Raw genomic sequence first — 24,863 nt, forward strand, 5'->3', positions numbered from 1 at the left:
GAGCCACCGGTGCGGGAAACACGTTTCAGCCCTGCCGTGCCGGAGGTCGGCTCAGTCCTGCCCGTACCGGGGGTCGACGGACTCGGGGGAGAGTCCCAGCAGCTCCGCGACCTGCTCCACCACGACCTCGTGCACCAGCAGCGCCCGCTCGTCCCGGCTCTTCGACCGGATCTCGACGGGGCGCCGGTAGACGACGATCTGCGCGGGCTGCCCCTTCGCCGCCGAGACCGCGCGCCCCAGCGGCACCGTGTCCTCGAACGTCACCGGCGCGTCCTGCACCACGAAGTCCACCTCGGCGAGTTGTGGCCAGCGCCTCTCCAAGCGCTCCACCGAGTCCTGCACGAGATCGCTGAAGGTCTCCGAGCGACTCACCGACAGCGGTACCTGCGGCGGGGCCAACGGCCCGCGCATGCCCCGGCCGTGGCGGTCGCGGTGCCGGGGCCGGGGGTCGGGCGGGGGCGAAGGTGCGGGACTGTCCATCACCGACGCAGCGTAACCCTCTCGGCGCGGCTGGTCCGACGCCCGGTACGGGGTGGAGCCGCCGTGCCGGCACCTCCCGGGGGAGAGATTTCAACCTCGATTTTCCGGCCAAGTTGAGCCACTTTTCGGCCCCGCTCGTGATCACTGAATCCTCACTCCCCGCCCTTCCCGTCACCACGGGGTGCCCACGCGCGCACACAAGCGGAACCTCTGTGACCAGCCGCTCTCCGGCCGGCGGCGGACCGGCGCGGCCGACGGAAAGGCCGCCGTGACCGGGAACGGGGGACGACACGGGGGCCCGACCCGGGGGAGGGTCGTCGCAGCCCGCTCAAGAGTGCGGTACCGTCCAACGTCGTGAGCCCTGTACGTCGCTGTTCGCGCACTGCGTGCGGCCGTCCTGCCGTCGCGACACTGACGTACGTCTATGCCGACTCGACTGCGGTCCTCGGCCCGCTCGCCACCTACGCCGAGCCCCACTGTTACGACCTCTGCGCCGAACACAGTGAGCGGCTCACCGCGCCCCGGGGCTGGGAGGTGGTCCGGCTCACCGACTCCTCCGCCCCCACCCACCACAGCGCCGACGATCTCGAAGCGCTGGCCAACGCCGTCCGCGAGGCCGCCCGCCCGCGCGACCGGGGCCAGGACGGAACCGGCCGTGGGCCGCGTACCGCCGACCCCGTCGAGGTCGCGCGCCGGGGCCACCTGCGGGTCCTGCGCTCCCCCGACTCCTGACGGCGCCCGCCCACCGTCCCGCACCGCCGGTGGGCGGCCCGTAACGGCGTATCCGGGGCCGGGTAGTTTGGGCGCTCAGCCCAGACCCCAGGAGGACCGGCCGTGGTTGCTGATCTGTCGCAGCTCGTGAAGGCGTACGACGTGCGAGGCGTCGTACCCGACCAGTGGGACGAATCGCTCGCCGAACTCTTCGGCGCGGCGTTCGTCCAGGTCACCGACGCGGACGCGATCGTCATCGGCCACGACATGCGCCCGTCCTCGCCCGGCCTCGCGGGCGCCTTCGCCCGGGGCGCACAGGCCCGCGGCGCCGACGTCACCCTGATCGGCCTCTGCTCCACCGACCAGCTGTACTACGCCTCCGGAACCCTCGGCGTGCCCGGCGCGATGTTCACCGCCTCGCACAACCCGGCCCAGTACAACGGCATCAAGCTCTGCCGCGCCGGAGCCGCCCCGGTGGGCCAGGACACCGGCCTCGCCGACATCCGCGGCCTCGTGGAACGGTGGTCCGAGCACGGAGCGCCCACCCCCGCCGCCGGCCACGGAACGCTCACCGAGCGCGACACCCTCGACGACTACGCCGCCCACCTCCTCGGCCTCGTGGACCTGACCGCGATCCGGCCGCTCAAGGTCGTGGTGGACGCGGGCAACGGCATGGGCGGCCACACCGTACCCACGGTCTTCCAGGGCCTGCCGCTCGACGTCGTACCGATGTACTTCGAACTCGACGGCACCTTCCCGAACCACGAGGCCAACCCCCTCGACCCGGCCAACATCGTGGACCTGCGGGCCCGCGTCCTCGCCGAGGGCGCCGATCTGGGCCTCGCCTTCGACGGCGACGCCGACCGCTGCTTCGTCGTCGACGAACGCGGCACGGGCGTCTCGCCGTCCGCCGTCACCGCCCTCGTCGCGGAGCGGGAACTCGCCCGCAACGGCGGCAAGGGCACCGTCATCCACAACCTGATCACTTCGTGGTCCGTCCCCGAGGTCATCCGCGAGAACGGCGGCACCCCCGTCCGCACCCGCGTCGGCCACTCCTTCATCAAGGCCGAGATGGCCGAGCACGGCGCGATCTTCGGCGGCGAACACTCGGCGCACTACTACTTCCGGGACTTCTGGAACGCCGACACCGGCATGCTCGCCGCCCTCCACGTCCTCGCCGCCCTCGGCGGACAACCGGGCACGCTCTCCGCGCTGCTCACCTCGTACGACCGCTACACCGGTTCCGGCGAGATCAACTCCACCGTCGCCGACCAGGCGGACCGCCTCGCCGCGATCCGCGCCGCGTACGGCGACCGCGAGGACGTGACCTTCGACGAGCTGGACGGCCTCACCGTCGCCTCCACCGACTGGTGGTTCAACGTCCGCGCCTCCAATACCGAACCGCTGCTGCGTCTGAACGTCGAAGCCCGCGACGAGGCCACCATGGCGGCGGTACGGGACGAAGCCCTGGCCCTCGTCCGGGCATAGCGCCCGCACCGGCGGCAGGGGCGGGCCGCCCGTCGGGAGCCCGTGCCCACGTGCTCGGCGGGGCGGCTCCTCCGTCGTGGAACGCGGTGCGTTCATCCGCCGGCCGCCGCCCGTTCGGGTTCCGGCCGGACGCGCGTACCGCCGCCGGGCGATGCTGCGAACGGCACCGGTGAGTCCACCCGGTCGTCGCGCGGCCTCCGGTGCCTTCCCGCCCGGCCGTCGCGCAGCGGGGGTCGCGGTCCTGCCGGACCGCGACCCCCGCACCCCGGCGGTAGGCTGGCCCCGCCCCAACCGCGCGAAGCTCAACCGCATGTTCGAAGGGACCGCCCATGGCACTCGAAGCCGGCCTTCTGGAGATCCTCGCCTGTCCGGCGTGCCACTCCCCGCTCGACGACCGCACGGCGGACGACAGCCCGGAGCTGGTCTGCACCGGCGCCGACTGCGGGCTGGCCTACCCGGTCCGCGACGGCATCCCGGTGCTCCTCGTGGACGAGGCCCGCCGCCCCGCGTGACCGGACGCCGGGCACGTACGGCCGACGCCTCCGGACCATCCGGCGGCGACCGGCCGCGACCGCTCCCGGCAGCCGCACACTGATCCGCACGTGTGACCGGAGGCCCACCGCCATGCTCGACGAGACGTTGCTCGACGCCCCGGACGCCCTGGCCAGGGCCGACCGCCGGGGGCTCCTGCGCGGGGCCGCCGAGGCCGGCGCCCGCGTCCGTACCGCAGCCCTGCACACGGCAGAGGCCGGCGTCGGAGGGCTGACCCCCGAGGGCAGGCCGCGCGCCGTCCTCGTGGCCGGACCCGGCACCGCCGCCGCGGGCGTCGCCGACATCGTCGGCGCCCTCGCGGGAGCCGCCGCACCGGTCACCCGTCTCCGGCCCACCGGCGTCGCCCCGGCAGGCGGAGCGCTGCGCTGGACCCTGCCCGGCTGGGCCGGTCCGGTCGACCTGCTCCTCATCGCCACCGCCGACGGCGCCGAACCCGGCCTCTCGCTCCTCGCCGAACAGGCCTACCGGCGCGGCTGCTCCGTCGTCGCCGTCGCCCCCACCCGCTCACCGCTGCGTGAAGCCGTCGAGAGGGCCCACGGGCTCCTCGTCCCCATGGCCGCCGCCCCGCACGGCGAGTACGACGCCGAGACCTCGGCCGCGGGCCCCGGCACCCTCTGGGCGCTGCTCACCCCGCTCCTCGCCCTGCTCGACCGGGTCGGCCTGCTCGCGGCGTCCGAGGAAGACCTGCGCAAGGTCGCGGACCGGCTGGACCGCACCGCCGAACGGTGCGGGCCCGCCATCGCCACGTACAGCAACCCGGCCAAGACCCTCGCCGCCGAGCTCGCCGACACGCTGCCGCTCGTCTGGACCGAGGGCGAGGCCGCGGGCCCGGTCGGCCGCCGGTTCGCCGCCGTCCTCGCCGAACTCGCCGGCCGCCCGGCGCTCACCGCGCCGCTCCCCGAAGCCCTGCCCTCGCACGGCGCCCTGCTCGCCGGGGACTTCGCGGCCGGAGCCGATCCCGAGGACTTCTTCCGCGACCGCGTCGACGAGGGGGAAACCCTGCGCGCCCGTGTCGTCCTCCTCCGGGACCGGCCCACCGGCGGGCTGACCGCCGCCCCCGCCGCCCGCGAACTCGCTCTCGGCCACGACACCGCCATCAGCGAACTCGAACCCGACGAGGGCAGCGAACTCGAAGCGCTCGCCGAACTCCTCGCCGTCACCGACTTCGCCGCCGTCTACCTCGCACTGGCCTCCGAACCACCGGCCGCCGAGAACCCCGCCTGACGCGACCGGGCGGAGCTGCCGCACGCTGCCTCCCGCGGCCCAAGACCTGCCGCACGCTGTCCCACGCGGTCCGGGGCCCCACGGGCCCGCGGGGGCCGGACCGAGGCACCCCGCCCGCCATGTCCGTCCCCGCACCCGTCCTGCCAGCCCCACCCGTCCCGCCTGCCACACCTTCACGAAAGCCCGAGGACCACCCCATGGACCGGCTCTCCAACACCGTGCGCCCCTACGCCTGGGGCTCCACCACGGCCATCCCCGAGCTGCTCGGCACCCCACCCACCGGGGAGCCGCAGGCCGAGATGTGGATGGGAGCCCACCCCGGAGCGCCGTCCCTGCTCACCCGTGACGGCGCCGAACTCCCTCTCGACCAGGTCATCGCCTCCGACCCCGCCCGCGAACTCGGTGCCGCGACCGTCGAGAAGTTCGGCCCCCGCCTCCCCTTCCTCCTCAAGCTCCTCGCCGCCGGAGCCCCGCTCTCCCTTCAGGTCCACCCCGACCTGACGCAGGCCCGGCTCGGCTTCGCCGACGAGGAGGCCCGCGCCATCCCGCTCGACGCCCCCCACCGCACGTACCGGGACGCCAACCACAAGCCCGAACTGATCTGCGCCCTCACCCCCTTCGAGGGCCTCTGCGGTTTCCGCCGGCCCGACGAGGCCGCCGCCCTGCTGGAGGCGCTCGGCGTCGACTCCCTCAAGCCGTACGCCGACCTGCTGCGAGCCCACCCCGAGGAGGCCGCCCTCCGCGAGGTGCTCACCGCGATCCTCACCGCCGACCCGGAGGAGATGGCCGCGACCGTCGGGGAGGCAGCCGCCGCCGCCGAACGCCTGGGGGGCCCGCACGCCCCGTACGCCGAGATCGCCCGCCACTACCCGGGCGACGCCGGGGTCATCGCCGCGATGCTCCTCAACCACGTACGGCTCCAGCCCGGCGAGGCGCTCTACCTCGGCGCGGGCGTCCCGCACGCCTACCTCGACGGCCTCGGCGTCGAGATCATGGCCAACTCGGACAACGTCCTGCGCTGCGGACTCACCCCCAAGCACATCGACGTACCCGAACTCCTGCGCGTCGTGCGCTTTGAAGCCACCGAGCCGGGCGTACTGCGCCCCGAGGCCGCACCTTCCGGCGAGGAGCCGTACGAGACCCCGGTCGACGAGTTCCGGCTCTCCCGCTTCGACCTCCCGCCGGGCGCGGCCCCCGTCGATCTGACGGCCGCCACCCCGCAGATCCTGCTCTGCACCGCCGGCTCGCTCCGGACCGGTGACCTGGACCTCGTCCCGGGCGGCTCGGTCTTCGTCCCGGCAGGCGAAACAGTCGAAACCTCGGGTAACGGCACACTCTTCCGGGCAACCGTGGTGGCCTGACACACCGCCCGTCCCCGGTGCTGCAACAATGTGCGGCCGTACCGCGGCCATCCATGAGCGCGGGCACCGATCCGCGTTCGCGGAACCGATCCGCGTTTGCAGCACCGAGGAAGGGACACCAGGCACCCATGAGCGCGTCAGGCGGAACCAAGGCGATCGTGGCGGCACTCTCCGCCAACCTCGCCATCGCGGCGGCCAAATTCGTGGCGTTCCTCTTCAGTGGCTCCTCGTCGATGCTCGCTGAGAGCGTCCACTCGCTGGCCGACTCCGGCAACCAGGGACTCCTGCTGCTCGGAGGGAAGAAGGCACAACGCCAGGCCACCCCCGAGCACCCCTTCGGCTACGGGCGCGAGAGGTACATCTACGCCTTCCTCGTCTCCATCGTCCTGTTCTCGGTCGGTGGCATGTTCGCGGTCTACGAGGGCTACGAGAAGATCAAGCACCCGCACCCCATCGAGGCCTGGTACTGGCCGGTGGGCGTGCTGGTCTTCGCGATCATCGCCGAGGGATTCTCGTTCCGTACGGCGATCACCGAGTCCAACCAGACCCGCGGCACGATGAGCTGGACGGACTTCATCCGCCGAGCCAAGGCCCCCGAGCTCCCCGTCGTACTGCTGGAGGACTTCGGCGCGCTCATCGGCCTGGTCCTCGCCCTCGGCGGCGTCGGCCTCGCGCTCGCCACCGACGACGGCGTCTGGGACGGCATCGGCACCCTCTGCATCGGCGTCCTGCTCATCGTCATCGCGCTGGTGCTCGCCGCCGAGACGAAGTCCCTGCTCCTCGGCGAGTCGGCCGGTCCCGAGCAGATCGAGAAGATCAAGGCCGCCGTCGTCGACGGTGACACGGTGACCGGCATCATCCACATGCGCACCCTCCACCTCGGCCCCGAGGAACTGCTCGTCGCCGCCAAGATCGCCGTCCAGCACGACGACACCGCGACCGAGGTCGCCAACGCGATCAACGCCGCCGAGACCCGCATCCGCGCGGCGGTGCCGATCGCCCGCGTCATCTACCTGGAGCCCGACATCTACAGCGCCGACGCCGCGTCGACGGGCACCAACCCCGGCCGGTCCACCCTGGCCGAGGACGCCGAACAGCCCTCCGGCGGCTCCAGTGTCCCGGAGGGCCGGGCGGACTCCGAGGGCGAGAACCCTTCCGGCCCCGGGCACTGACGCCCACCGTTGCGTACGTCACGTGAGCGCACCGTCCTTCCCGTCGGCCGGTGCGCTCAACTCTGCGCGGTGTAGATTCGTACGCGTACCAGACGTCGCTGCTGATGGCGGTCGGGCGGCCCGCGGAAGCGGACCGGCCGAGGGAGAGAGGGCCTCCGACGGACTGCGCTGCGAGCCCGGGCATTCCTGTGTCCGGCGCCGCACAGCCAGCCAGCCCACCCTCGATCCTCACGAGGAGCAGACCCGCCATGACGACGGTCAGCCAGAACCAGGACTTCAAGGTCGCCGACCTCTCCCTCGCGGTGTTCGGCCGCAAGGAGATCACCCTCGCCGAGCACGAGATGCCCGGCCTGATGTCGATCCGCAAGGAGTACGCCGCCGCGCAGCCGCTGGCCGGCGCGCGCATCACCGGCTCGCTGCACATGACCGTGCAGACCGCCGTGCTCATCGAGACCCTCGTCGCCCTCGGCGCCGACGTCCGCTGGGCCTCCTGCAACATCTTCTCCACCCAGGACCACGCGGCCGCCGCCATCGCCGTCGGCCCGACCGGTACCCCCGAGGCTCCGGCCGGCGTCCCCGTCTTCGCCTGGAAGGGCGAGACGCTGGAGGAGTACTGGTGGTGCACCGAGCAGGCCCTGACCTGGCCGAACACCCCCACCGGCGGCCCGAACATGATCCTGGACGACGGCGGTGACGCCACCCTCCTGGTCCACAAGGGCGTCGAGTTCGAGAAGGCCGGCGCGGCCCCGGACCCGTCCACCGCGGACAGCGAGGAGTACGCCCACATCCTCACCCTCCTCAACCGCACCCTCGGCGAGTCCCCGCAGAAGTGGACCCAGCTCGCGTCCGAGATCCGCGGTGTCACCGAGGAGACGACCACGGGCGTCCACCGCCTGTACGAGATGCACCGCGACGGCACTCTCCTGTTCCCGGCGATCAACGTCAACGACGCCGTCACCAAGTCGAAGTTCGACAACAAGTACGGCTGCCGCCACTCCCTGATCGACGGCATCAACCGCGCCACCGACGTCCTCATCGGCGGCAAGACCGCCGTCGTCTGCGGCTACGGCGACGTGGGCAAGGGCTGCGCCGAGTCCCTGCGCGGCCAGGGCGCCCGCGTGATCATCACCGAGATCGACCCGATCTGCGCGCTCCAGGCGGCCATGGACGGCTACCAGGTCGCGACCCTGGACGACGTCGTCGAGCAGGCCGACATCTTCGTCACCACGACGGGCAACAAGGACATCATCATGGCGTCCGACATGGCCCGGATGAAGCACCAGGCGATCGTCGGCAACATCGGCCACTTCGACAACGAGATCGACATGGCCGGCCTGGCCAAGATCGACGGCATCGTCAAGGACGAGGTCAAGCCGCAGGTCCACACCTGGACCTTCCCGGACGGCAAGGTCCTGATCGTCCTCTCCGAGGGCCGCCTGCTGAACCTCGGCAACGCGACCGGTCACCCCTCCTTCGTCATGTCCAACTCCTTCGCGGACCAGACCCTGGCCCAGATCGAGCTGTTCACGAAGCCGGAGGAGTACCCGACCGACGTCTACGTGCTCCCGAAGCACCTCGACGAGAAGGTCGCCCGCCTCCACCTGGCCGCGCTGGGCGTCAGGCTCACGACGCTCCGCCCGGAGCAGGCCGCCTACATCGGCGTCGAGGTCGACGGCCCGTACAAGTCCGACCACTACCGCTACTGATCCCGCCCGCCGACGTCCCGCCCCCGCAGCGCGGGAGCATGGCCGTCGGCGACCGGAACAGCCTCAGCAGCAGGTACGAGCGCAGGCCCCCGCACCCCCGTGCCGGGGGCCTGCCCCGTATCCCGCCCGCGCAGCCCGAAGGACCCCATGCCCCGCGGCCGTTATTCGCTCCACGATCCGCACGATCGCACCCCCCTCGGTGACGAGCACTTCCACTGCGCCCCCGGGCCTTCCGGCTGGCGCTACGTCGCCCAGCGGACCGCCCCCTCCGGCGATCCCCTCGGCTCGGCCGACCTCGCCCTCGACGAACTCGGCCGGCCCATCCGCCTCGAACTGCACGCGGGAGGCTGGCAGATCCGAGGCGCCGCGCTCGAAGGCGTCACCTGGGTCCGGACCGGCCCCACCGGCACCGACGCCGCCGAGGGCAACGTCCGCGCCCACGCCTTCTCCGGTACCTCTCCCGCTTTCCTCGTCGCCGTCACGCGACTCCTGCGCCTCACCCCGGATTCCCCCGAGACCCGCATCCGCCTGGTCACCTTCACGGATCCGGTCCTCGCACCCCTGACGGTCGATCAGTCCTGGGCACTGAGGGACAGTGAAGCGCACCCCACTGACAACGGCCCCCTGCTCGTGGACACCTACCAGGTCAGCGACCTGAACACGGGGGAGCGCCACACGGTGCACCTCGCCGGGGACGTGGTCCTCGCCGCCCCCGGGATCGAACTCGAAGACCTCGAATCCCCGCCCTCGCCCAAGCCCGCACCGCGACAGGAGCACCCGGCCGAGTAGCGCGGTCGGGTCGACCCCCGACGCGGCCCCCGGTGGCTCAGGCCGGCGGTGCGAACCCGGTCGGGACGGCGTGCGCGGCGGGCGGCGCCGGAGTGCCCCCGGCGTCCGGGACGCCCGGGCCGGGCCGTACGTACGCCCCCGACGGCGAGGGGGGCGCGGGCCGGCCGGGCAAGGCTCCCCGGCCGGCTCCGGGAGCACTCCCGGGCGCACCCCGCCCCGCCGCCCCGCCGGCCGCCGGTACGGGCGCCCGCCAAGCCGTCTCCGCCGACACGGCGTGCGGGACAGGGCCCGGCGCGTGCCCGGCCGACGGCGCCCGTCGCGCCTCGTACCGTCGTGCCTCGCGGACCCGGCGTTCGTGCAGCACCGCGGCGACGTAGGCGGCGTGGGGGACTCCCGCCGGTGGCGGCAGTGCCGTCCTGGCCGTCAGCTCGTCGGCGAGCCGCCGGCCGAGCGCCTGCCCCACGGCGGGATCGAGCTGGTGCAGGCGGGACACGTAACTCCGCGCGGCCGGCCAGAAATCGTCCGGGACCGCCGACAGATCCAGCTGGGCGAAACGGTTCCCCAGCCACGGCGGAGGTGGCTGCACAGCCAGGGAACGGTCCTTCGGCACCCGTTCCCGTACGACGATCGTCCCGGCGAACACGTCACCGAGCCGCCGGCCCCTGGCGGAGACCAGGGAAGCGATCGCGGCCACCCCGCCGAAGGTCGCCAGGACCTCGACGACACCCATCGCCCCGCGCACCAGCGCGTGCCGGAACGCGATGGGCCCCCCGTCCTCGCGCACCACCCGCAGACCACAGGCGAGTTTCCCCAGGGAACGGCCGTGGCTCAGGGTCTCCACCGCGATGGGCCCGCCCACCAGCACCAGGAGGAACGACGCCACCGAGACGGCCGCCACGGCCGCGTCGTCGAGCGTCGCGGTGGCGAGGGTGAGCGCGAGGGTGAGCAGCAGGAAGACGGTCAGCAGCAGCGCGGTGTCGACGGCCTGCGCCAACGCCCTGCTCGGCAGCCGGGCCGGTCTGAGCTCCAGCACCACCGCGTCCCCGGTCACGAGTTCGCTCATTGCCCCGCCTTTCGTCGCCCACCCCTGCCCCGTTGTGCGACAGTCTGCCAAGCTGATCGTCGGCGCGTCGCCGTTGTCGGGACCTCGTACGCCCCCTCGCCTGGAGCAGTCACCCACCATGGACCCAAGCTGATCGTCGGCGCGTCGCCGTTGTCGGGACCTCGTACGCCCCCTCGCCTGGAGCAGTCACCCACCATGGACCTCGATGTCTTCGCCACCGCCCATCGCGCCGAGTGGGATCGCCTGGAAATGCTGCTGAAACTGGGGCGCAGGCTCAGCGGTACCGAGGCGGACGAGCTGGTCGTGCTCTATCAGAGGACGGCCACGCATCTCTCCCTGATCCACTCCCAGGCGCCGGACCCGGCCATCGAGGGCCGACTGACCCGGCTCGTGGCCCGCGCCCGGTCCACCGTGACCGGCACCCGCAAGGCGTCGTGGCGGGACGTGACGCGCTTCCTCACGGCCGGATTCCCCGCCGCGGTCTACCGTGCCCGCCACTGGTGGGGACCCACGGCGGTGCTCTCCACCCTTCTCACCGTGCTCATCGGCTGGTGGATCGGTACGCACCCCGAGATCCAGGCCTCCCTGGGCGCCCCCGACGACCTGCGCGAACTCACCCGGCCGGGCGGGGAGTACGAGACCTACTACTCCAGCCACCCCGCAGCCTCCTTCGCCGCCCAGGTGTGGACGAACAACGCCCAGGCCGCGGCCATGTGCCTGGTCCTCGGCGCGTTCTTCTGCCTGCCGGTGATCTGGATCCTCTTCACCAACGTGCTCAACGTCGCGGCCGGCATCGGCTTGATGTCGTCCGCCGGCCGGCTGGACACCTTCCTCGGGCTGATCCTGCCGCACGGTCTCCTCGAACTCACCGCGGTGTTCGTGGCGGCCGGCACGGGTCTCAAGCTCGGCTGGACGCTCATCGACCCCGGCCCCCGCTCCCGCCGCGACGCGCTCGCGGAGGAGGGCCGGGCCGCCCTCGGCATGGCCATCGGCCTTGCCCTGGTCCTCTTCGTGTCCGGACTCATCGAAGGGTTCGTGACACCCTCCGGTCTTCCCACCTGGGCCAGGATCGCCATCGGCGTCGTCGCCGAGCTGGCCTTCCTGGCCTACGTGCGGGTCCTGGGCGGTCGCGCGGTCAGGGCCGGCGACACCGGCGACGTCGCGGTCTCCGAACGCGGTGCCTCGTTGCCGACGGCCGCGTGACCGCCACACCCCCACGGATGTGCGCCGAGCCTCGCCGAGCTGCTAGTCTCCTCTTCGCCCACAAAAACGGTTGACACGGTTCTTGTGGGGAGGTAGATTTTACTAGTTGGCTCGGACTGGACAGGTCGGGGTTCAATGACTAATGTATATCTCGCTCTTGCAAGGAATGTTCATTCCGGCGGAGCCACTTGATTCCCCTCATTTCAGAGTTCGGGTCGTTCATTCGTCCCCAATGACTCTGATAAAGTCGAATCAGCCGAAAGGCAAAGACCCCCAACAGGTCGCCGGAATCAAACTCGGACCGGAAACGGAACGAAAAAGAGTCTGGTAAGGTTGGAACCGCCGGAAAGGGAAACGCGAAAGCGAAGAACTGGAAAGCGGAAATCGCTTGACCCGCTTCGACCGGGAATCGGACCGATAAGAGTCTGATAGAGTCGGAAACGCAAGAACGAAGGGAAGCGCCCGGAGGGCCCCGGTGAAACGGGACCGAAGGAAGCGTCCGTTCCTTGAGAACTCAACAGCGTGCCAAAAGTCAACGCCAGATATGTTGATACCCCGGCCTGCTTCGGCAGGTTGGTGGTTCCTTTGAAAAGTCCTACCGGTGCTTAACGGTCCGGTGGGCAACAACAGCGAGGACGCTGTGAACGACCGGTCATATTCCGACCTGGTCGTTCCGCTCTCGTGTTGTGATCCCGATTACGGGAAAACATTCACGGAGAGTTTGATCCTGGCTCAGGACGAACGCTGGCGGCGTGCTTAACACATGCAAGTCGAACGATGAAGCCTTTCGGGGTGGATTAGTGGCGAACGGGTGAGTAACACGTGGGCAATCTGCCCTTCACTCTGGGACAAGCCCTGGAAACGGGGTCTAATACCGGATAACACTCTGTCCCGCATGGGACGGGGTTAAAAGCTCCGGCGGTGAAGGATGAGCCCGCGGCCTATCAGCTTGTTGGTGGGGTAATGGCCTACCAAGGCGACGACGGGTAGCCGGCCTGAGAGGGCGACCGGCCACACTGGGACTGAGACACGGCCCAGACTCCTACGGGAGGCAGCAGTGGGGAATATTGCACAATGGGCGAAAGCCTGATGCAGCGACGCCGCGTGAGGGATGACGGCCTTCGGGTTGTAAACCTCTTTCAGCAGGGAAGAAGCGAAAGTGACGGTACCTGCAGAAGAAGCGCCGGCTAACTACGTGCCAGCAGCCGCGGTAATACGTAGGGCGCAAGCGTTGTCCGGAATTATTGGGCGTAAAGAGCTCGTAGGCGGCTTGTCACGTCGGATGTGAAAGCCCGGGGCTTAACCCCGGGTCTGCATTCGATACGGGCTAGCTAGAGTGTGGTAGGGGAGATCGGAATTCCTGGTGTAGCGGTGAAATGCGCAGATATCAGGAGGAACACCGGTGGCGAAGGCGGATCTCTGGGCCATTACTGACGCTGAGGAGCGAAAGCGTGGGGAGCGAACAGGATTAGATACCCTGGTAGTCCACGCCGTAAACGTTGGGAACTAGGTGTTGGCGACATTCCACGTCGTCGGTGCCGCAGCTAACGCATTAAGTTCCCCGCCTGGGGAGTACGGCCGCAAGGCTAAAACTCAAAGGAATTGACGGGGGCCCGCACAAGCAGCGGAGCATGTGGCTTAATTCGACGCAACGCGAAGAACCTTACCAAGGCTTGACATATACCGGAAAGTGCCAGAGATGGTGCCCCCTTGTGGTCGGTATACAGGTGGTGCATGGCTGTCGTCAGCTCGTGTCGTGAGATGTTGGGTTAAGTCCCGCAACGAGCGCAACCCTTGTTCTGTGTTGCCAGCATGCCCTTCGGGGTGATGGGGACTCACAGGAGACTGCCGGGGTCAACTCGGAGGAAGGTGGGGACGACGTCAAGTCATCATGCCCCTTATGTCTTGGGCTGCACACGTGCTACAATGGCCGGTACAATGAGCTGCGATGCCGCGAGGCGGAGCGAATCTCAAAAAGCCGGTCTCAGTTCGGATTGGGGTCTGCAACTCGACCCCATGAAGTCGGAGTTGCTAGTAATCGCAGATCAGCATTGCTGCGGTGAATACGTTCCCGGGCCTTGTACACACCGCCCGTCACGTCACGAAAGTCGGTAACACCCGAAGCCGGTGGCCCAACCCCTTGTGGGAGGGAGCTGTCGAAGGTGGGACTGGCGATTGGGACGAAGTCGTAACAAGGTAGCCGTACCGGAAGGTGCGGCTGGATCACCTCCTTTCTAAGGAGCATTTCTTACCAGGCTTCGGTTTGGTCAGAGGCCAGTACACCGGCGAATGTTCGGTGCTGGTTGCTCATGGGTGGAACGTTGACTATTCGGCACGGTTGGTTGGTTGTTGCGAGTACTGCTTCGGCGTGGAAAGTAATGATGGATCGGTCGTGTCGGGCACGTTGTTGGGTATCTGAGGGTACGGCCGATTGGCTGCCTTCAGTCCGGTCCCAGTGAACTCGGCCGTGAGGTCGGGGTGATGGGTGGCTGGTTGTTGTTTGAGAACTGCACAGTGGACGCGAGCATCTGTGGCCAAGTTTTTAAGGGCGCACGGTGGATGCCTTGGCACCAGGAACCGATGAAGGACGTGGGAGGCCACGATAGTCCCCGGGGAGCTGTCAACCTAGCTTTGATCCGGGGGTTTCCGAATGGGGAAACCCGGCAGTCGTCATGGGCTGTCACCCGCTGCTGAACACATAGGCAGTGTGGAGGGAACGAGGGGAAGTGAAACATCTCAGTACCCTCAGGAAGAGAAAACAACCGTGATTCCGGGAGTAGTGGCGAGCGAAACTGGATCAGGCCAAACCGTATGTGTGTGATACCCGGCAGGGGTTGCGCATGCGGGGTTGTGGGATCTCTCTTTCACAGTCTGCCGGCTGTGAGACGAGTCAGAAACCGTTGATGTAGGCGAAGGACATGCGAAAGGTCCGGCGTAGAGGGTAAGACCCCCGTAGCTGAAACATCAACGGCTCGTTTGAGAGACACCCAAGTAGCACGGGGCCCGAGAAATCCCGTGTGAATCTGGCGGGACCACCCGCTAAGCCTAAATATTCCCTGGTGACCGATAGCGGATAGTACCGTGAGGGAATGGTGAAAAGTACCGCGGGAGCGGAGTGAAATAGTACCTGAAACCGTGTGCCTACAAGCCGTGGGAGCGTCGCTGTATGTGCTTGCACATGCAGTCGTGACTGCGTGCCTTTTGAAGAATGAGCCTGCGAGTTAGCGGTGTGTAGCGAGGTTAACCCGTGTGGGGAAGCCGTAGCGAAAGCGAGTCCGAATAGGGCGATTGAGTTGCACGCTCTAGACCCGAAGCGGAGTGATCTAGCCATGGGCAGGTTGAAGCGGAGGTAAGACTTCGTGGAGGACCGAACCCACCAGGGTTGAAAACCTGGGGGATGACCTGTGGTTAGGGGTGAAAGGCCAATCAAACTCCGTGATAGCTGGTTCTCCCCGAAATGCATTTAGGTGCAGCGTCGTGTGTTTCTTGCCGGAGGTAGAGCACTGGATAGGCGATGGGCCCCAACGGGTTACTGACCTTAGCCAAACTCCGAATGCCGGTAAGTGAGAGCGCGGCAGTGAGACTGTGGGGGATAAGCTCCATGGTCGAGAGGGAAACAGCCCAGAGCATCGACTAAGGCCCCTAAGCGTACGCTAAGTGGGAAAGGATGTGGAGTCGCAGAGACAACCAGGAGGTTGGCTTAGAAGCAGCCACCCTTGAAAGAGTGCGTAATAGCTCACTGGTCAAGTGATTCCGCGCCGACAATGTAGCGGGGCTCAAGCGTACCGCCGAAGTCGTGTCATTCCAGCACATACCCCCAACGGGGGCTGGGATGGGTAGGGGAGCGTCGTGTGCCGGGTGAAGCAGCCGCGGAAGCGAGTTGTGGACGGTTCACGAGTGAGAATGCAGGCATGAGTAGCGATACACACGTGAGAAACGTGTGCGCCGATTGACTAAGGGTTCCTGGGTCAAGCTGATCTGCCCAGGGTAAGTCGGGACCTAAGGCGAGGCCGACAGGCGTAGTCGATGGACAACCGGTTGATATTCCGGTACCCGCTTTGAAACGCCCAGTACTGAATCAGGCGATGCTAAGTCCGTGAAGCCGGCCCGATCTCTTCGGAGTTGAGGGTAGTGGTGGAGCCGATGAACCAGACTTGTAGTAGGTAAGCGATGGGGTGACGCAGGAAGGTAGTCCAGCCCGGGCGGTGGTTGTCCCGGGGTAAGGGTGTAGGCCGTGTGGTAGGCAAATCCGTCACACGTTAAGGCTGAGACCTGATGCCGAGCCGATTGTGGCGAAGTGGATGATCCTATGCTGTCGAGAAAAGCCTCTAGCGAGTTTCATGGCGGCCCGTACCCTAAACCGACTCAGGTAGTCAGGTAGAGAATACCGAGGCGTTCGGGTGAACTATGGTTAAGGAACTCGGCAAAATGCCCCCGTAACTTCGGGAGAAGGGGGCCATCACTGGTGATCCGATTTACTCGGTGAGCTGGGGGTGGCCGCAGAGACCAGCGAGAAGCGACTGTTTACTAAAAACACAGGTCCGTGCGAAGCCGTAAGGCGATGTATACGGACTGACGCCTGCCCGGTGCTGGAACGTTAAGGGGACCGGTTAGCTGACTTTCGGGTCGGCGAAGCTGAGAACTTAAGCGCCAGTAAACGGCGGTGGTAACTATAACCATCCTAAGGTAGCGAAATTCCTTGTCGGGTAAGTTCCGACCTGCACGAATGGCGTAACGACTTCTCGACTGTCTCAACCATAGGCCCGGTGAAATTGCACTACGAGTAAAGATGCTCGTTTCGCGCAGCAGGACGGAAAGACCCCGGGACCTTTACTACAGTTTGATATTGGTGTTCGGTTCGGCTTGTGTAGGATAGGTGGGAGACTTTGAAGCGGCCACGCCAGTGGTTGTGGAGTCGCCGTTGAAATACCACTCTGGTCGTGCTGGATGTCTAACCTCGGTCCGTGATCCGGATCAGGGACAGTGTCTGATGGGTAGTTTAACTGGGGCGGTTGCCTCCTAAAGAGTAACGGAGGCGCCCAAAGGTTCCCTCAGCCTGGTTGGCAATCAGGTGTTGAGTGTAAGTGCACAAGGGAGCTTGACTGTGAGACCGACGGGTCGAGCAGGGACGAAAGTCGGGACTAGTGATCCGGCAGTGGCTTGTGGAAGCGCTGTCGCTCAACGGATAAAAGGTACCCCGGGGATAACAGGCTGATCTTCCCCAAGAGTCCATATCGACGGGATGGTTTGGCACCTCGATGTCGGCTCGTCGCATCCTGGGGCTGGAGTCGGTCCCAAGGGTTGGGCTGTTCGCCCATTAAAGCGGTACGCGAGCTGGGTTTAGAACGTCGTGAGACAGTTCGGTCCCTATCCGCTGTGCGCGTAGGAATATTGAGAAGGGCTGTCCCTAGTACGAGAGGACCGGGACGGACGAACCTCTGGTGTGCCAGTTGTCCTGCCAAGGGCATGGCTGGTTGGCTACGTTCGGAAAGGATAACCGCTGAAAGCATCTAAGCGGGAAGCCTGCTTCGAGATGAGTATTCCCACCCCCTTTGAGGGGTTAAGGCTCCCAGTAGACGACTGGGTTGATAGGCCAGATGTGGAAGCCCGGTAACGGGTGGAGCTGACTGGTACTAATAGGCCGAGGGCTTGTCCTCAGTTGCTCGCGTCCACTGTGTTGGTTCTGAAATAACAACCGCCGTGTTTTCATCCGGTTGGTTAATTTCATAGTGTTTCGGTGGTCATTGCGTTAGGGAAACGCCCGGTTACATTTCGAACCCGGAAGCTAAGCCTTTCAGCGCCGATGGTACTGCAGGGGGGACCCTGTGGGAGAGTAGGACGCCGCCGAACAATTTTTCCGGGAGACCCCCGTGCCTTGTGGCACGGGGGTTTTCTGCGTTCGGGGGCAATTTCATGGACGTAGGGTGTTCGCCCTGTTCCTGTTCCCTCTCCCGTAGGTCGCCGGGAGAGGGAACGAAGAACAGGGCCCATCGCGTCAGAGCCGACCGGCTGCTTTCAGTGCGAGGTAGGCGTCGGCCAGCGCCGGCGCCAGGCTCTCCGGCAGCGCGTCCACCACGACGGCGCCGTGGCGCTGGAGCCGTTCCGAGACGAGCAGGCGCTGGGCCTGGGTGCGGATGCCGGCCGCGGCCTCGTAGACAGCTTCCGCAGAACCTCTGCGGTGTGCCATCTCCTCGACCCGGGGATCCGACACGGCCGCCACGATCACGGTGTGGCGCCTGGTGAGCTGCGGAAGGACGGTCAGCAGGCCCTCCTCCGTCGGAGCCCCGTCCAGTGTCGTCAGCACCACGATCAGGGACCGCTTCGGAGCGGCGGCCAGAGCGGCGGTGCTCATCCCACGAGGGTCAGTCTCCACCAGCTCGGGTTCCAGCGTCGCCATGGCGTCGACCACCTTCGCCAGCGCCCCTGTGCCGGTGGTGCGGACCTGAGCCCGTACCCGCCGGTCGTAGGCGAGGAGATTCACCTGGTCCCCCGCCCGTCCGGCCAGCGCGGTGAGCAGGAGAGCGGCGTCCATCGCGGCGTCGAGCCGAGGCACGTCACCGACCCGGCCGGCCGAAGTGCGGCCGGTGTCGAGGACGATCAGAATGTGCCGGTCGCGTTCGGGGCGCCAGGTCCGTACGGCCACCGCGGTCTGCCGAGCCGTGGCCCGCCAGTCGATGGACCGGGTGTCGTCACCCGGCACGTACGGACGGAGACTGTCGAACTCGGTCCCCTGGCCGCGGCTCAGCGTGCTCGTGCGCCCGTCGAGGTCGCGGAGGCGCGCGAGACGGGAGGGCAGGTGCTTACGGCTGGAGAACGGCGGAAAGACCCGCACGTTCCACGGGACCCGGTGGTAGCCCTGGCGCGACACGAGCCCCAGTGGGCCCGACGACCTGACCGTCACTCGATCGGGGACACGATCCCCTCGCCGGGTCGGCCGGAGCAGCATGGTGAGCCGCCGGGCCTCGCCGGCGGCGACGGAGACCGATTGCCGGGATGAGCCGGTCTCCGCGGCCGAGGCTCCACTGCTCGGGGACCAGGCGTCGCGGAGTTCGGCGCGCAGACGGCGACGCGAACTGTTGGTCACGGTGAGTTGCACCGAAGCGCTGTCACCAAGTCGAACTGATGTATCACCAGATCGGGTGAAGCGCAGGCTTCGCACTGGCGCTGCCAGGGCGTAGTCGCACAGAATGGCTAGCGAGAGGGGGGCATTGACCGCGAGCATCCCGGCCCAGCTGGGGGCCAGGACGCCTACAGGCAGTGACCCCACAGCGGCCAGCAGCGCGGCTCTTCCGGTGAGGGGCATGGTCACCGCCTCATCGGGGGACGGGCACGAAAGCGAGGACCGAGGTGATGACGGCGTCCGGAGTGACGCCCTCCATCTCGGCTTCGGGGCGGAGCTGGATGCGGTGACGGAGGGCGGGCAGGGCGAGGGCTTTCACGTCGTCGGGGATGACGTAGTCCCTGCCGGTGAGCCAGGCCCACGCACGGGCGGCGGACAACAGCGCGGTGGCGCCACGGGGGGAGACACCGAGAGCGAGTGAGGGGGACTCACGGGTGGCGCGGCAGAGGTCGACGACATAACCGGCGACCTCGGGGGAGATCGAAGTCAGGGCGACCGCGTCGCGGGCGGCCTCCAGGTCGGCCGGACCTGCGACGGGAGAAATGCCAGCCGCCTTCAGGTCACGCGGGTTGAAACCCTCGGCGTGACGGGTGAGGACGTTGATCTCTTCCTCCCGGGTGGGGAGAGGCACCGTCAGCTTGAGAAGGAAGCGGTCCAGTTGGGCCTCGGGGAGAGGGTAGGTGCCCTCGTACTCCACCGGGTTCTGGGTCGCGACGACGAGGAAGGGGTCGGGGAGCGGGCGAGGGGTTCCGTCGACGCTGACCTGACGCTCCTCCATGGCCTCCAGGAGGGAGGACTGGGTCTTCGGGGGCGTGCGGTTGATCTCGTCGGCGATCAGCAGATTGGTGAAGACCGGCCCCGCCTGGAAGGAGAACTCGGCGGTGCGGGCGTCGTAGACGAGCGACCCGGTGACGTCGCTGGGCATCAGGTCGGGGGTGAACTGGACGCGCTTGGTCTCAAGTTCGAGGGAAGCGGCCAAGGCTCGGACCAGCAAGGTCTTGGCCACACCGGGGACGCCCTCGAGGAGGACGTGTCCCCGGCAGAGCAGAGCGACGACGAGTCCGGTGACGGCCGGGTCCTGACCGACCACGGCCTTGGCGATCTCGGAGCGCAGGGCTTCGAGTGATGCGCGGGCGGCGTCGGAGTTCGTAGGGGCCGCGAAGGTCCCTGATATCGCCGGGGTCGGGGCGCTCATGACGTGCGTACCTCTCTTTCGAGGGCGTCGAGTTGGTCGGCCAGGCGTACAAGTGCGGTGTCGTCGTCCGGAGTCGGGCCGAAGAGCAGGGCATCGAGTGCGCCGCCGGCGGGAAGCCGGGCGGAGAGTGCGGGGACGAGCACGTCCGGGGAGTGCGCGTCGCGGGGGGAGATTCCCACGAGTGGAGCGAGGCGGGTGCGGGCCGACTCGCGGAGCAGGGCGGCGGCACGGTCGCGGGCGCCGGCCCTCCGGTAGAGGCGGGCATGGCCCTCCGTCGCCTCGGAGGCGTGGACGGCGACCGGCAGCTTCTCGGTCACCAGCGGACCGAATCTGCGGCCGCGCCAAGCGGCCGCGAGCAGAGCGGCGACGGCGAGTTGGAGCGTGCCCCACAACCAGCCGGGCGGGACCAGACCGAAGAAGCCGTCCTGGTCCTCCCCACCGGAGTCCCCGCCGGTCTCGTGGTCCCGGTGGGAGCCACCATCGGTCCGCTGATTCTGACCCGGGTCGCCAGCGGTGCGGTGCCCCTCCCCTTCGTCATCGGTCGGGCGGTCCTGGCCGGTGTCACCACCGTCATCCGTGTCCCGACCGTTCTCCGAGGCGGAGGGGTCGGCGAGAGAAGGGAGGTACCAGACGAGATGAGTACGGGAGCCGAGGAGTTGCAGGGCGAGCGAGGCGTTGCCCTCATGGGCGAGGCGCCGGTTGAACAGGATGTCGGGGGAGCCGAGCAGGACCGTCTCGCCGTCGTGCCGCGGGACGACGAGGAGCGGGGTGAGGCCGTGGGCCGGGTAGCAGCCGGTGGCTCCGGGGCCCTCTGCTTCGTAGGTGGCCCCGCCCAGGTCGGCCGTGCCCGCCCGGCGCGCGGCCGGCAACGGACAAGCCGGGGTGCGTGCTGCCACCTCGACGGCGGTTCCCACACGCACACCCGGGGCGAGCGCGGGCACGGACGGGGATCCCGGGGCGATCAGGACGGTACGGCCCCCGGAGCCGGAGGTGGCCTCCCACAGGCGCTCCTGCTGGAACTCGGTGAGCAGGTCCGGTCCGGCGACCAGGAGCGTGCTGTCGGGGCCGGCCGCGGAGACGGCGTCGTCGAGCGTGGTGACCACGTCGACGCTGACGCCGCGTTGCCGGAGGAGCTCCGCCACGGCCCTGCTGCCTTCCGGATCGGCCGACCGGGGGTCGAGCATCCCGTGGTGGGAGCCGGACCGCAGGGCGGCGATGGTGATACCCCCGACGATCAGGACGAGCAGGACCACCAGGAAGCCGCGGGCGCGCTTCCAGAGCTGCGCAGGGGTCGCGGCCAGGGACGTGGGAGCGGACGCGCCGTCCGTACCCGCCGAGCCGGAGGCGGCACGGGTGTCCTGGGAGGCGGAGACGGTTTCCCCGCCCGCGGCGGGGGAGGCGGCCTTCGTGGGACCGGTCATCCGGCGGCTCCCGTCGTGACGGCGGTACCAGCGGCCGCCGGCCGCGTCGCTTCGATGTCGTCGTCGAGTGTGCGCACGGTGAGGTACGCGCTCTCGTCGGCCGTACGGCCGCCGTACGTGAGGGCGTCGAACGTGTGGGCCGCCGCGCGCAGACGGGCCGCGTGGTCCGGCAGGCGGCGTCCGGCCTCCGCGGCGGCCTCGTCGGCCGTGTGGCCGGGGCGGGGAGCGAGCAGCGCGCGTTCCTCCAGGGAGCGGACGATCGCGCGGGTGCGTTCCTGGACCGCCTCGGTCCAGCGGAGAGCGGCTGCGTGGGTCTCGGCAGCGGCGCGGTGCGCGGCCGCGCCGCGCGGACCGCTCTCCCGGAAAAGAGGTTTCGCCGAGACGGCCGGCCGCGGCGGTGTGCCCAGCCGCCACCAGAGGGCGACCACCAGGCCGGAGGCCAGGAGCACCAGCACGATGACGCCCAACGGCCCCCCGGGCACGACGCCGGAGACCGTGTCGAAGAGCCCGCGGACCCAGTTCCAACAGGAGTCGAAAGCCTGTTCCAGCAGGCCGGGGTCGCCTTCGTGGTACATCCCCTTGGACAGTTCTGTCTCCGCCGCCTCCCTCGCGGGAACCCGTGGCGTGTCCACGGGTATGTCCGCGCGTCTCGGACCGGCCCACAGCTGTGGGCCTGACGTGATGGTGCCCCCCGCCCCGCTCATGCCGTCAGCCTCCGTTGGACGCGTACCCCGGGAGCCCGGCCGCCCGGCCGAGTTCCAGGTCGAGAGCTTCGCGCCGGATGCGCTGGTCGATGTAGAGCAGGGAGATCACACCGGAGACGAAGGGGTACGTCAGCATCGAGATGAGCACGCCTCCGAGGCTCGACACGAGGAGGAAGGGCCAGCCGGTCGGGGTCGGGTCGGCGCTGAAGAGCCCGTTGGAGACGCCGCCGTCGACGGAGAGACCGATCAGGGCGAAGGGGATACCGATGATCACGGACACGATGGCGACGCACAGGCAGGTCAGCGCCAGGATGCCGAAGATCCGCCACCAGGCTCCCCGGACCAGCTTCGCCGACCGGCGCAGGGCCTGGCCCACCGACTGACGTTCCAGCACCAGGGCGGGGGCCGAAAGACAGAAAAGAGTCATCAGCCAGAGCGCCACCACGGAGGCGACGGGGAATCCGAGCACGATGAGACCGGCACCGGCCGCGGAGCCGACGAGCAGTCCCGGCGCCAGACCCACCGCCATGATCGCCACGATCGCCACCGCGAGCAGCAGCGCCAGTCCCACCACTCCCAGGACTCGGGGACGGGCTTCCGCCCGGACGTCGGCCGGTGTGACGGTGCGTCCGAGTACGGAGCGGCTGACCACGACGCTGAGCACCGACGCGGTGAAGAGGACGGCGGCCATGCCGAGAACGGCGCTCGGCGCGGTCGAGACGAGCAGGGACCGCATCGCGTCGATGGACTGGCGCAGGATCTCGCTGTCCGAGGCGTTCTGGTCGATCGTGATCGGTTCGGGGAGCAGGAAACGCTCGATCAGGAGGGAGACGACCTGCACGAAGACGGCGACCACCAGGCTGATTCCCAGCGCGGTGCGCCAGTGGGCGCGCATGGCCGAGACCGACCCGTCGAGCACCTCACCGACACTCAGCGGACGGAGCGGGACGACACCCGGCTTCGGTGCCGTCGGAGTGCGGCCCCAGCCCTGGGGGCCGACCCAGCCCTGTGGGGGCTGGTTGCCCCAGCCCGGGTGGCCGCCGGGGTTCGGGTTGCCTCCCCAGCCCGGTGCGGGCGGCGGTGGTGCTCCCGGCCCGGGTGCGGACGAAGCCGGGGCGGACCACTGGCCGGGCGGCGGCTGGGTGGGAGACCACTGGCCCGCCGCGACGTTCCCGTTCGCGTCGTTCGCGTCGGCGGACTTCGTGTCGGCGGGGTTCGCTTCGGCAGGGTTCGCGCCGGCGGCGTTCGTGTCGGCAGGGTTTCCCTCTGCGGGCCGCGAGGCGGCAGGCGGTTCGGAGTCCACCGGTCCGGAAGGACGGGGTACGCCCGCGCCCCGTTCGTCGGAGGGGGCGGATCCGGGCGGGGCCCAGCCCGGAGAGTCGTTCATTCTGGCTCCTTCACCGTCCTGACCGCGCATCGGGGCGGCAGGTTGGCAGCCATCGTGCCACGCGGGACAGAAGTGCGTTCGAGGTGCTTCTGGTTGGCACCTTCATATGTGGCCCTCCCAGCGGGCAGACTGGGCGGATGGCTGAACAGGACGCGCAATCGCCGGTGGGCAGCGAGCCCTCCGCGCTTCCCGTACTCCGCTGGGACGAGCCCCCCGAGGGCCCCGTCCTGGTGCTGCTCGACCAGACCCGGCTTCCCGCCGAGGAGGTCGAGCTGGTGTGCACCGACGCTCCCGCGCTGGTGAGGGCGATCCAGACGCTGGCGGTGCGCGGGGCACCGTTGCTGGGCATCGCCGGTGCCTACGGCGTGGCCCTCGCGGCGGCCCGGGGATACGACGTGGACGAGGCCGCGGAACTGCTGGCCACGGCGCGGCCCACCGCGGTGAACCTCGCGTACGGGGTCCGGCGCGCGGCCCGCGCCCACGCGGCGGCGCTCGCCGGCGGGGCGGGGCCGGAGCGGGCCGCCGCCGCGGCGCTGGGCGAGGCGCGGGCCCTGCACCGCGAGGACGCCGAGGCGTCCGCCCGTATGGCCCGGCACGGCCTGTCGCTGCTGGACGAGCTGCTGCCGGCCGGAGGCCACCGCCTGCTGACCCACTGCAACACGGGCGCTCTGGTCTCCGGTGGCGAGGGCACGGCGTTCGCCGTCGCGCTCGCCGCGCATCGGCAGGGGCGGTTGCGGAGGCTGTGGGTGGACGAGACGCGTCCGCTGCTCCAGGGTTCCCGGCTCACCGCCTACGAGGCAGCCCGGCACGGAATGGCGTACCAGCTGCTCACGGACAACGCGGCTGGGTCGCTCTTCGCGGCGGGGCAGGTGGACGCGGTACTGATCGGCGCGGACCGCATCGCGGCGGACGGTTCCGTGGCGAACAAGGTGGGGAGCTATCCGCTGGCGGTGCTCGCGAAGTACCACCACGTACCGTTCGTCGTGGTGGCGCCGGCCACGACGGTGGATCCGGGCACTCCGGACGGGGCGTCGATCGTCGTCGAGCGGCGTTCCGGCCGCGAGGTGACGGAGTTCACATCGTCGTCCCCCGCGCCGCACGGGGGAAAGGGGGGCGGACTGGTAGTTGCCCCCCTGGGAACCCCGGTGTACAACCCCGCGTTCGACATCACGCCGCCGGAACTGATCACGGCGATCGTCACGGGGGAGGGCGTCATTTCGCCGGTCACGAGGGCCGGACTGGCCGAGCTGTGTGCCAGGTCATCGCAGATAACGATTAGCTAATGGG

Annotated in this window: 17 protein-coding genes and 3 rRNA genes; 13 read left to right on the top strand and 7 right to left on the bottom strand. The window is 68.8% G+C overall.

The annotated features are described in order from the left end of the window. Positions 1-51 precede the first annotated feature (51 nt). Positions 52-480, bottom strand: coding sequence for a metallopeptidase family protein (locus OHT52_RS18875; RefSeq protein ID WP_328723803.1), 429 nt, complete (start codon positions 478-480; stop codon positions 52-54). A gap of 354 nt (positions 481-834) precedes the next feature. Between OHT52_RS18875 and OHT52_RS18880 the strand changes: the two genes are divergently transcribed. From OHT52_RS18880 to OHT52_RS18915, 8 genes are all read left to right on the top strand, one after another. Further along, positions 835-1,212 carry a DUF3499 domain-containing protein gene (locus OHT52_RS18880; protein ID WP_328721366.1) on the top strand — a complete coding sequence of 126 codons (378 nt, stop codon included), beginning with the start codon at positions 835-837 and terminating at the stop codon, positions 1,210-1,212. A gap of 102 nt (positions 1,213-1,314) precedes the next feature. Next, positions 1,315-2,679 carry a phosphomannomutase/phosphoglucomutase gene (locus OHT52_RS18885; RefSeq protein WP_328721367.1) on the top strand — a complete coding sequence of 455 codons (1,365 nt, stop codon included), beginning with the start codon at positions 1,315-1,317 and terminating at the stop codon, positions 2,677-2,679. A 329-nt stretch (positions 2,680-3,008) separates the two neighbouring features. Continuing rightward, positions 3,009-3,191, top strand: coding sequence for a Trm112 family protein (locus OHT52_RS18890; protein ID WP_266710528.1), 183 nt, complete (start codon positions 3,009-3,011; stop codon positions 3,189-3,191). 112 nt (positions 3,192-3,303) lie between these two features. Further along, positions 3,304-4,455 carry an SIS domain-containing protein gene (locus OHT52_RS18895; protein WP_328721368.1) on the top strand — a complete coding sequence of 384 codons (1,152 nt, stop codon included), beginning with the start codon at positions 3,304-3,306 and terminating at the stop codon, positions 4,453-4,455. 197 nt (positions 4,456-4,652) lie between these two features. Then, positions 4,653-5,816 carry a mannose-6-phosphate isomerase, class I gene (manA, locus tag OHT52_RS18900; protein WP_328721369.1) on the top strand — a complete coding sequence of 388 codons (1,164 nt, stop codon included), beginning with the start codon at positions 4,653-4,655 and terminating at the stop codon, positions 5,814-5,816. A gap of 128 nt (positions 5,817-5,944) precedes the next feature. Next, positions 5,945-6,988, top strand: coding sequence for a cation diffusion facilitator family transporter (locus tag OHT52_RS18905; RefSeq protein WP_328721370.1), 1,044 nt, complete (start codon positions 5,945-5,947; stop codon positions 6,986-6,988). A gap of 248 nt (positions 6,989-7,236) precedes the next feature. Then, on the top strand, positions 7,237-8,694 hold the full coding sequence (gene ahcY / locus OHT52_RS18910; RefSeq protein WP_328721371.1) for an adenosylhomocysteinase: 1,458 nt from the start codon (positions 7,237-7,239) through the stop codon (positions 8,692-8,694). A gap of 147 nt (positions 8,695-8,841) precedes the next feature. After that, positions 8,842-9,483: a hypothetical protein gene (locus OHT52_RS18915; RefSeq protein WP_328721372.1), complete on the top strand. Its 642-nt coding sequence runs from the start codon at positions 8,842-8,844 to the stop codon at positions 9,481-9,483. 37 nt (positions 9,484-9,520) lie between these two features. On the opposite strand, the gene OHT52_RS18920 is transcribed toward OHT52_RS18915, so the two are convergent. After that, complete coding sequence (locus OHT52_RS18920) at positions 9,521-10,546, bottom strand: RDD family protein (protein WP_328721373.1); 1,026 nt, start codon at positions 10,544-10,546, stop codon at positions 9,521-9,523. A 195-nt stretch (positions 10,547-10,741) separates the two neighbouring features. Here OHT52_RS18920 and OHT52_RS18925 point away from each other — a divergent pair, with 195 nt between their 5' ends. The 4 genes from OHT52_RS18925 to rrf all read left to right on the top strand — a co-directional run bounded on the left by OHT52_RS18925 (position 10,742) and on the right by rrf (position 17,599). Further along, positions 10,742-11,749, top strand: a complete 1,008-nt coding sequence (locus OHT52_RS18925) for a stage II sporulation protein M (RefSeq protein ID WP_328721374.1) — start codon at positions 10,742-10,744, stop codon at positions 11,747-11,749. 709 nt (positions 11,750-12,458) lie between these two features. Further along, a 16S ribosomal RNA gene (locus OHT52_RS18930) occupies positions 12,459-13,983 on the top strand. 298 nt (positions 13,984-14,281) lie between these two features. Then, positions 14,282-17,406, top strand: a 23S ribosomal RNA gene (locus OHT52_RS18935). 76 nt (positions 17,407-17,482) lie between these two features. Beyond that, positions 17,483-17,599 (top strand): 5S ribosomal RNA (gene rrf, locus OHT52_RS18940). The 16S, 23S and 5S rRNA genes sit together here, the layout of an rRNA operon. A gap of 145 nt (positions 17,600-17,744) precedes the next feature. Here rrf and OHT52_RS18945 read toward each other — a convergent pair. Genes OHT52_RS18945 through OHT52_RS18965 form a run of 5 tightly spaced genes read right to left on the bottom strand, consistent with a single transcriptional unit; the run spans position 17,745 to position 23,576 of the window. Beyond that, on the bottom strand, positions 17,745-19,052 hold the full coding sequence (locus tag OHT52_RS18945) for a DUF58 domain-containing protein (RefSeq protein WP_328721375.1): 1,308 nt from the start codon (positions 19,050-19,052) through the stop codon (positions 17,745-17,747). 10 nt (positions 19,053-19,062) lie between these two features. Then, positions 19,063-20,064 (bottom strand): AAA family ATPase, encoded by a 1,002-nt coding sequence (locus OHT52_RS18950; protein ID WP_328721376.1) that lies wholly within the window; start codon positions 20,062-20,064, stop codon positions 19,063-19,065. Then, on the bottom strand, positions 20,061-21,485 hold the full coding sequence (locus OHT52_RS18955) for a DUF4350 domain-containing protein (RefSeq protein ID WP_328721377.1): 1,425 nt from the start codon (positions 21,483-21,485) through the stop codon (positions 20,061-20,063). Before OHT52_RS18955 ends, OHT52_RS18950 begins: the two co-directional genes overlap by 4 nt. Next, the gene (locus OHT52_RS18960) at positions 21,482-22,189 is read right to left on the bottom strand and encodes a DUF4129 domain-containing protein (protein WP_328721378.1); all 708 of its coding nucleotides are present in this window, start codon (positions 22,187-22,189) and stop codon (positions 21,482-21,484) included. The genes OHT52_RS18955 and OHT52_RS18960 overlap by 4 nt, the downstream gene beginning before the upstream one ends. A 4-nt stretch (positions 22,190-22,193) precedes the next feature. Then, positions 22,194-23,576, bottom strand: a complete 1,383-nt coding sequence (locus OHT52_RS18965) for a glycerophosphoryl diester phosphodiesterase membrane domain-containing protein (RefSeq protein WP_328721379.1) — start codon at positions 23,574-23,576, stop codon at positions 22,194-22,196. Between the two features lie 137 nt (positions 23,577-23,713). Here OHT52_RS18965 and mtnA point away from each other — a divergent pair, with 137 nt between their 5' ends. Continuing rightward, a complete protein-coding gene (gene mtnA / locus OHT52_RS18970; RefSeq protein ID WP_328721380.1) occupies positions 23,714-24,859 on the top strand; it encodes an S-methyl-5-thioribose-1-phosphate isomerase in 1,146 nt (381 codons plus the stop codon). The last annotated feature ends 4 nt before the right edge of the window (positions 24,860-24,863 follow it).

The organism is Streptomyces sp. NBC_00247 (assembly GCF_036188265.1).
Lineage (GTDB): Bacteria > Actinomycetota > Actinomycetes > Streptomycetales > Streptomycetaceae > Streptomyces.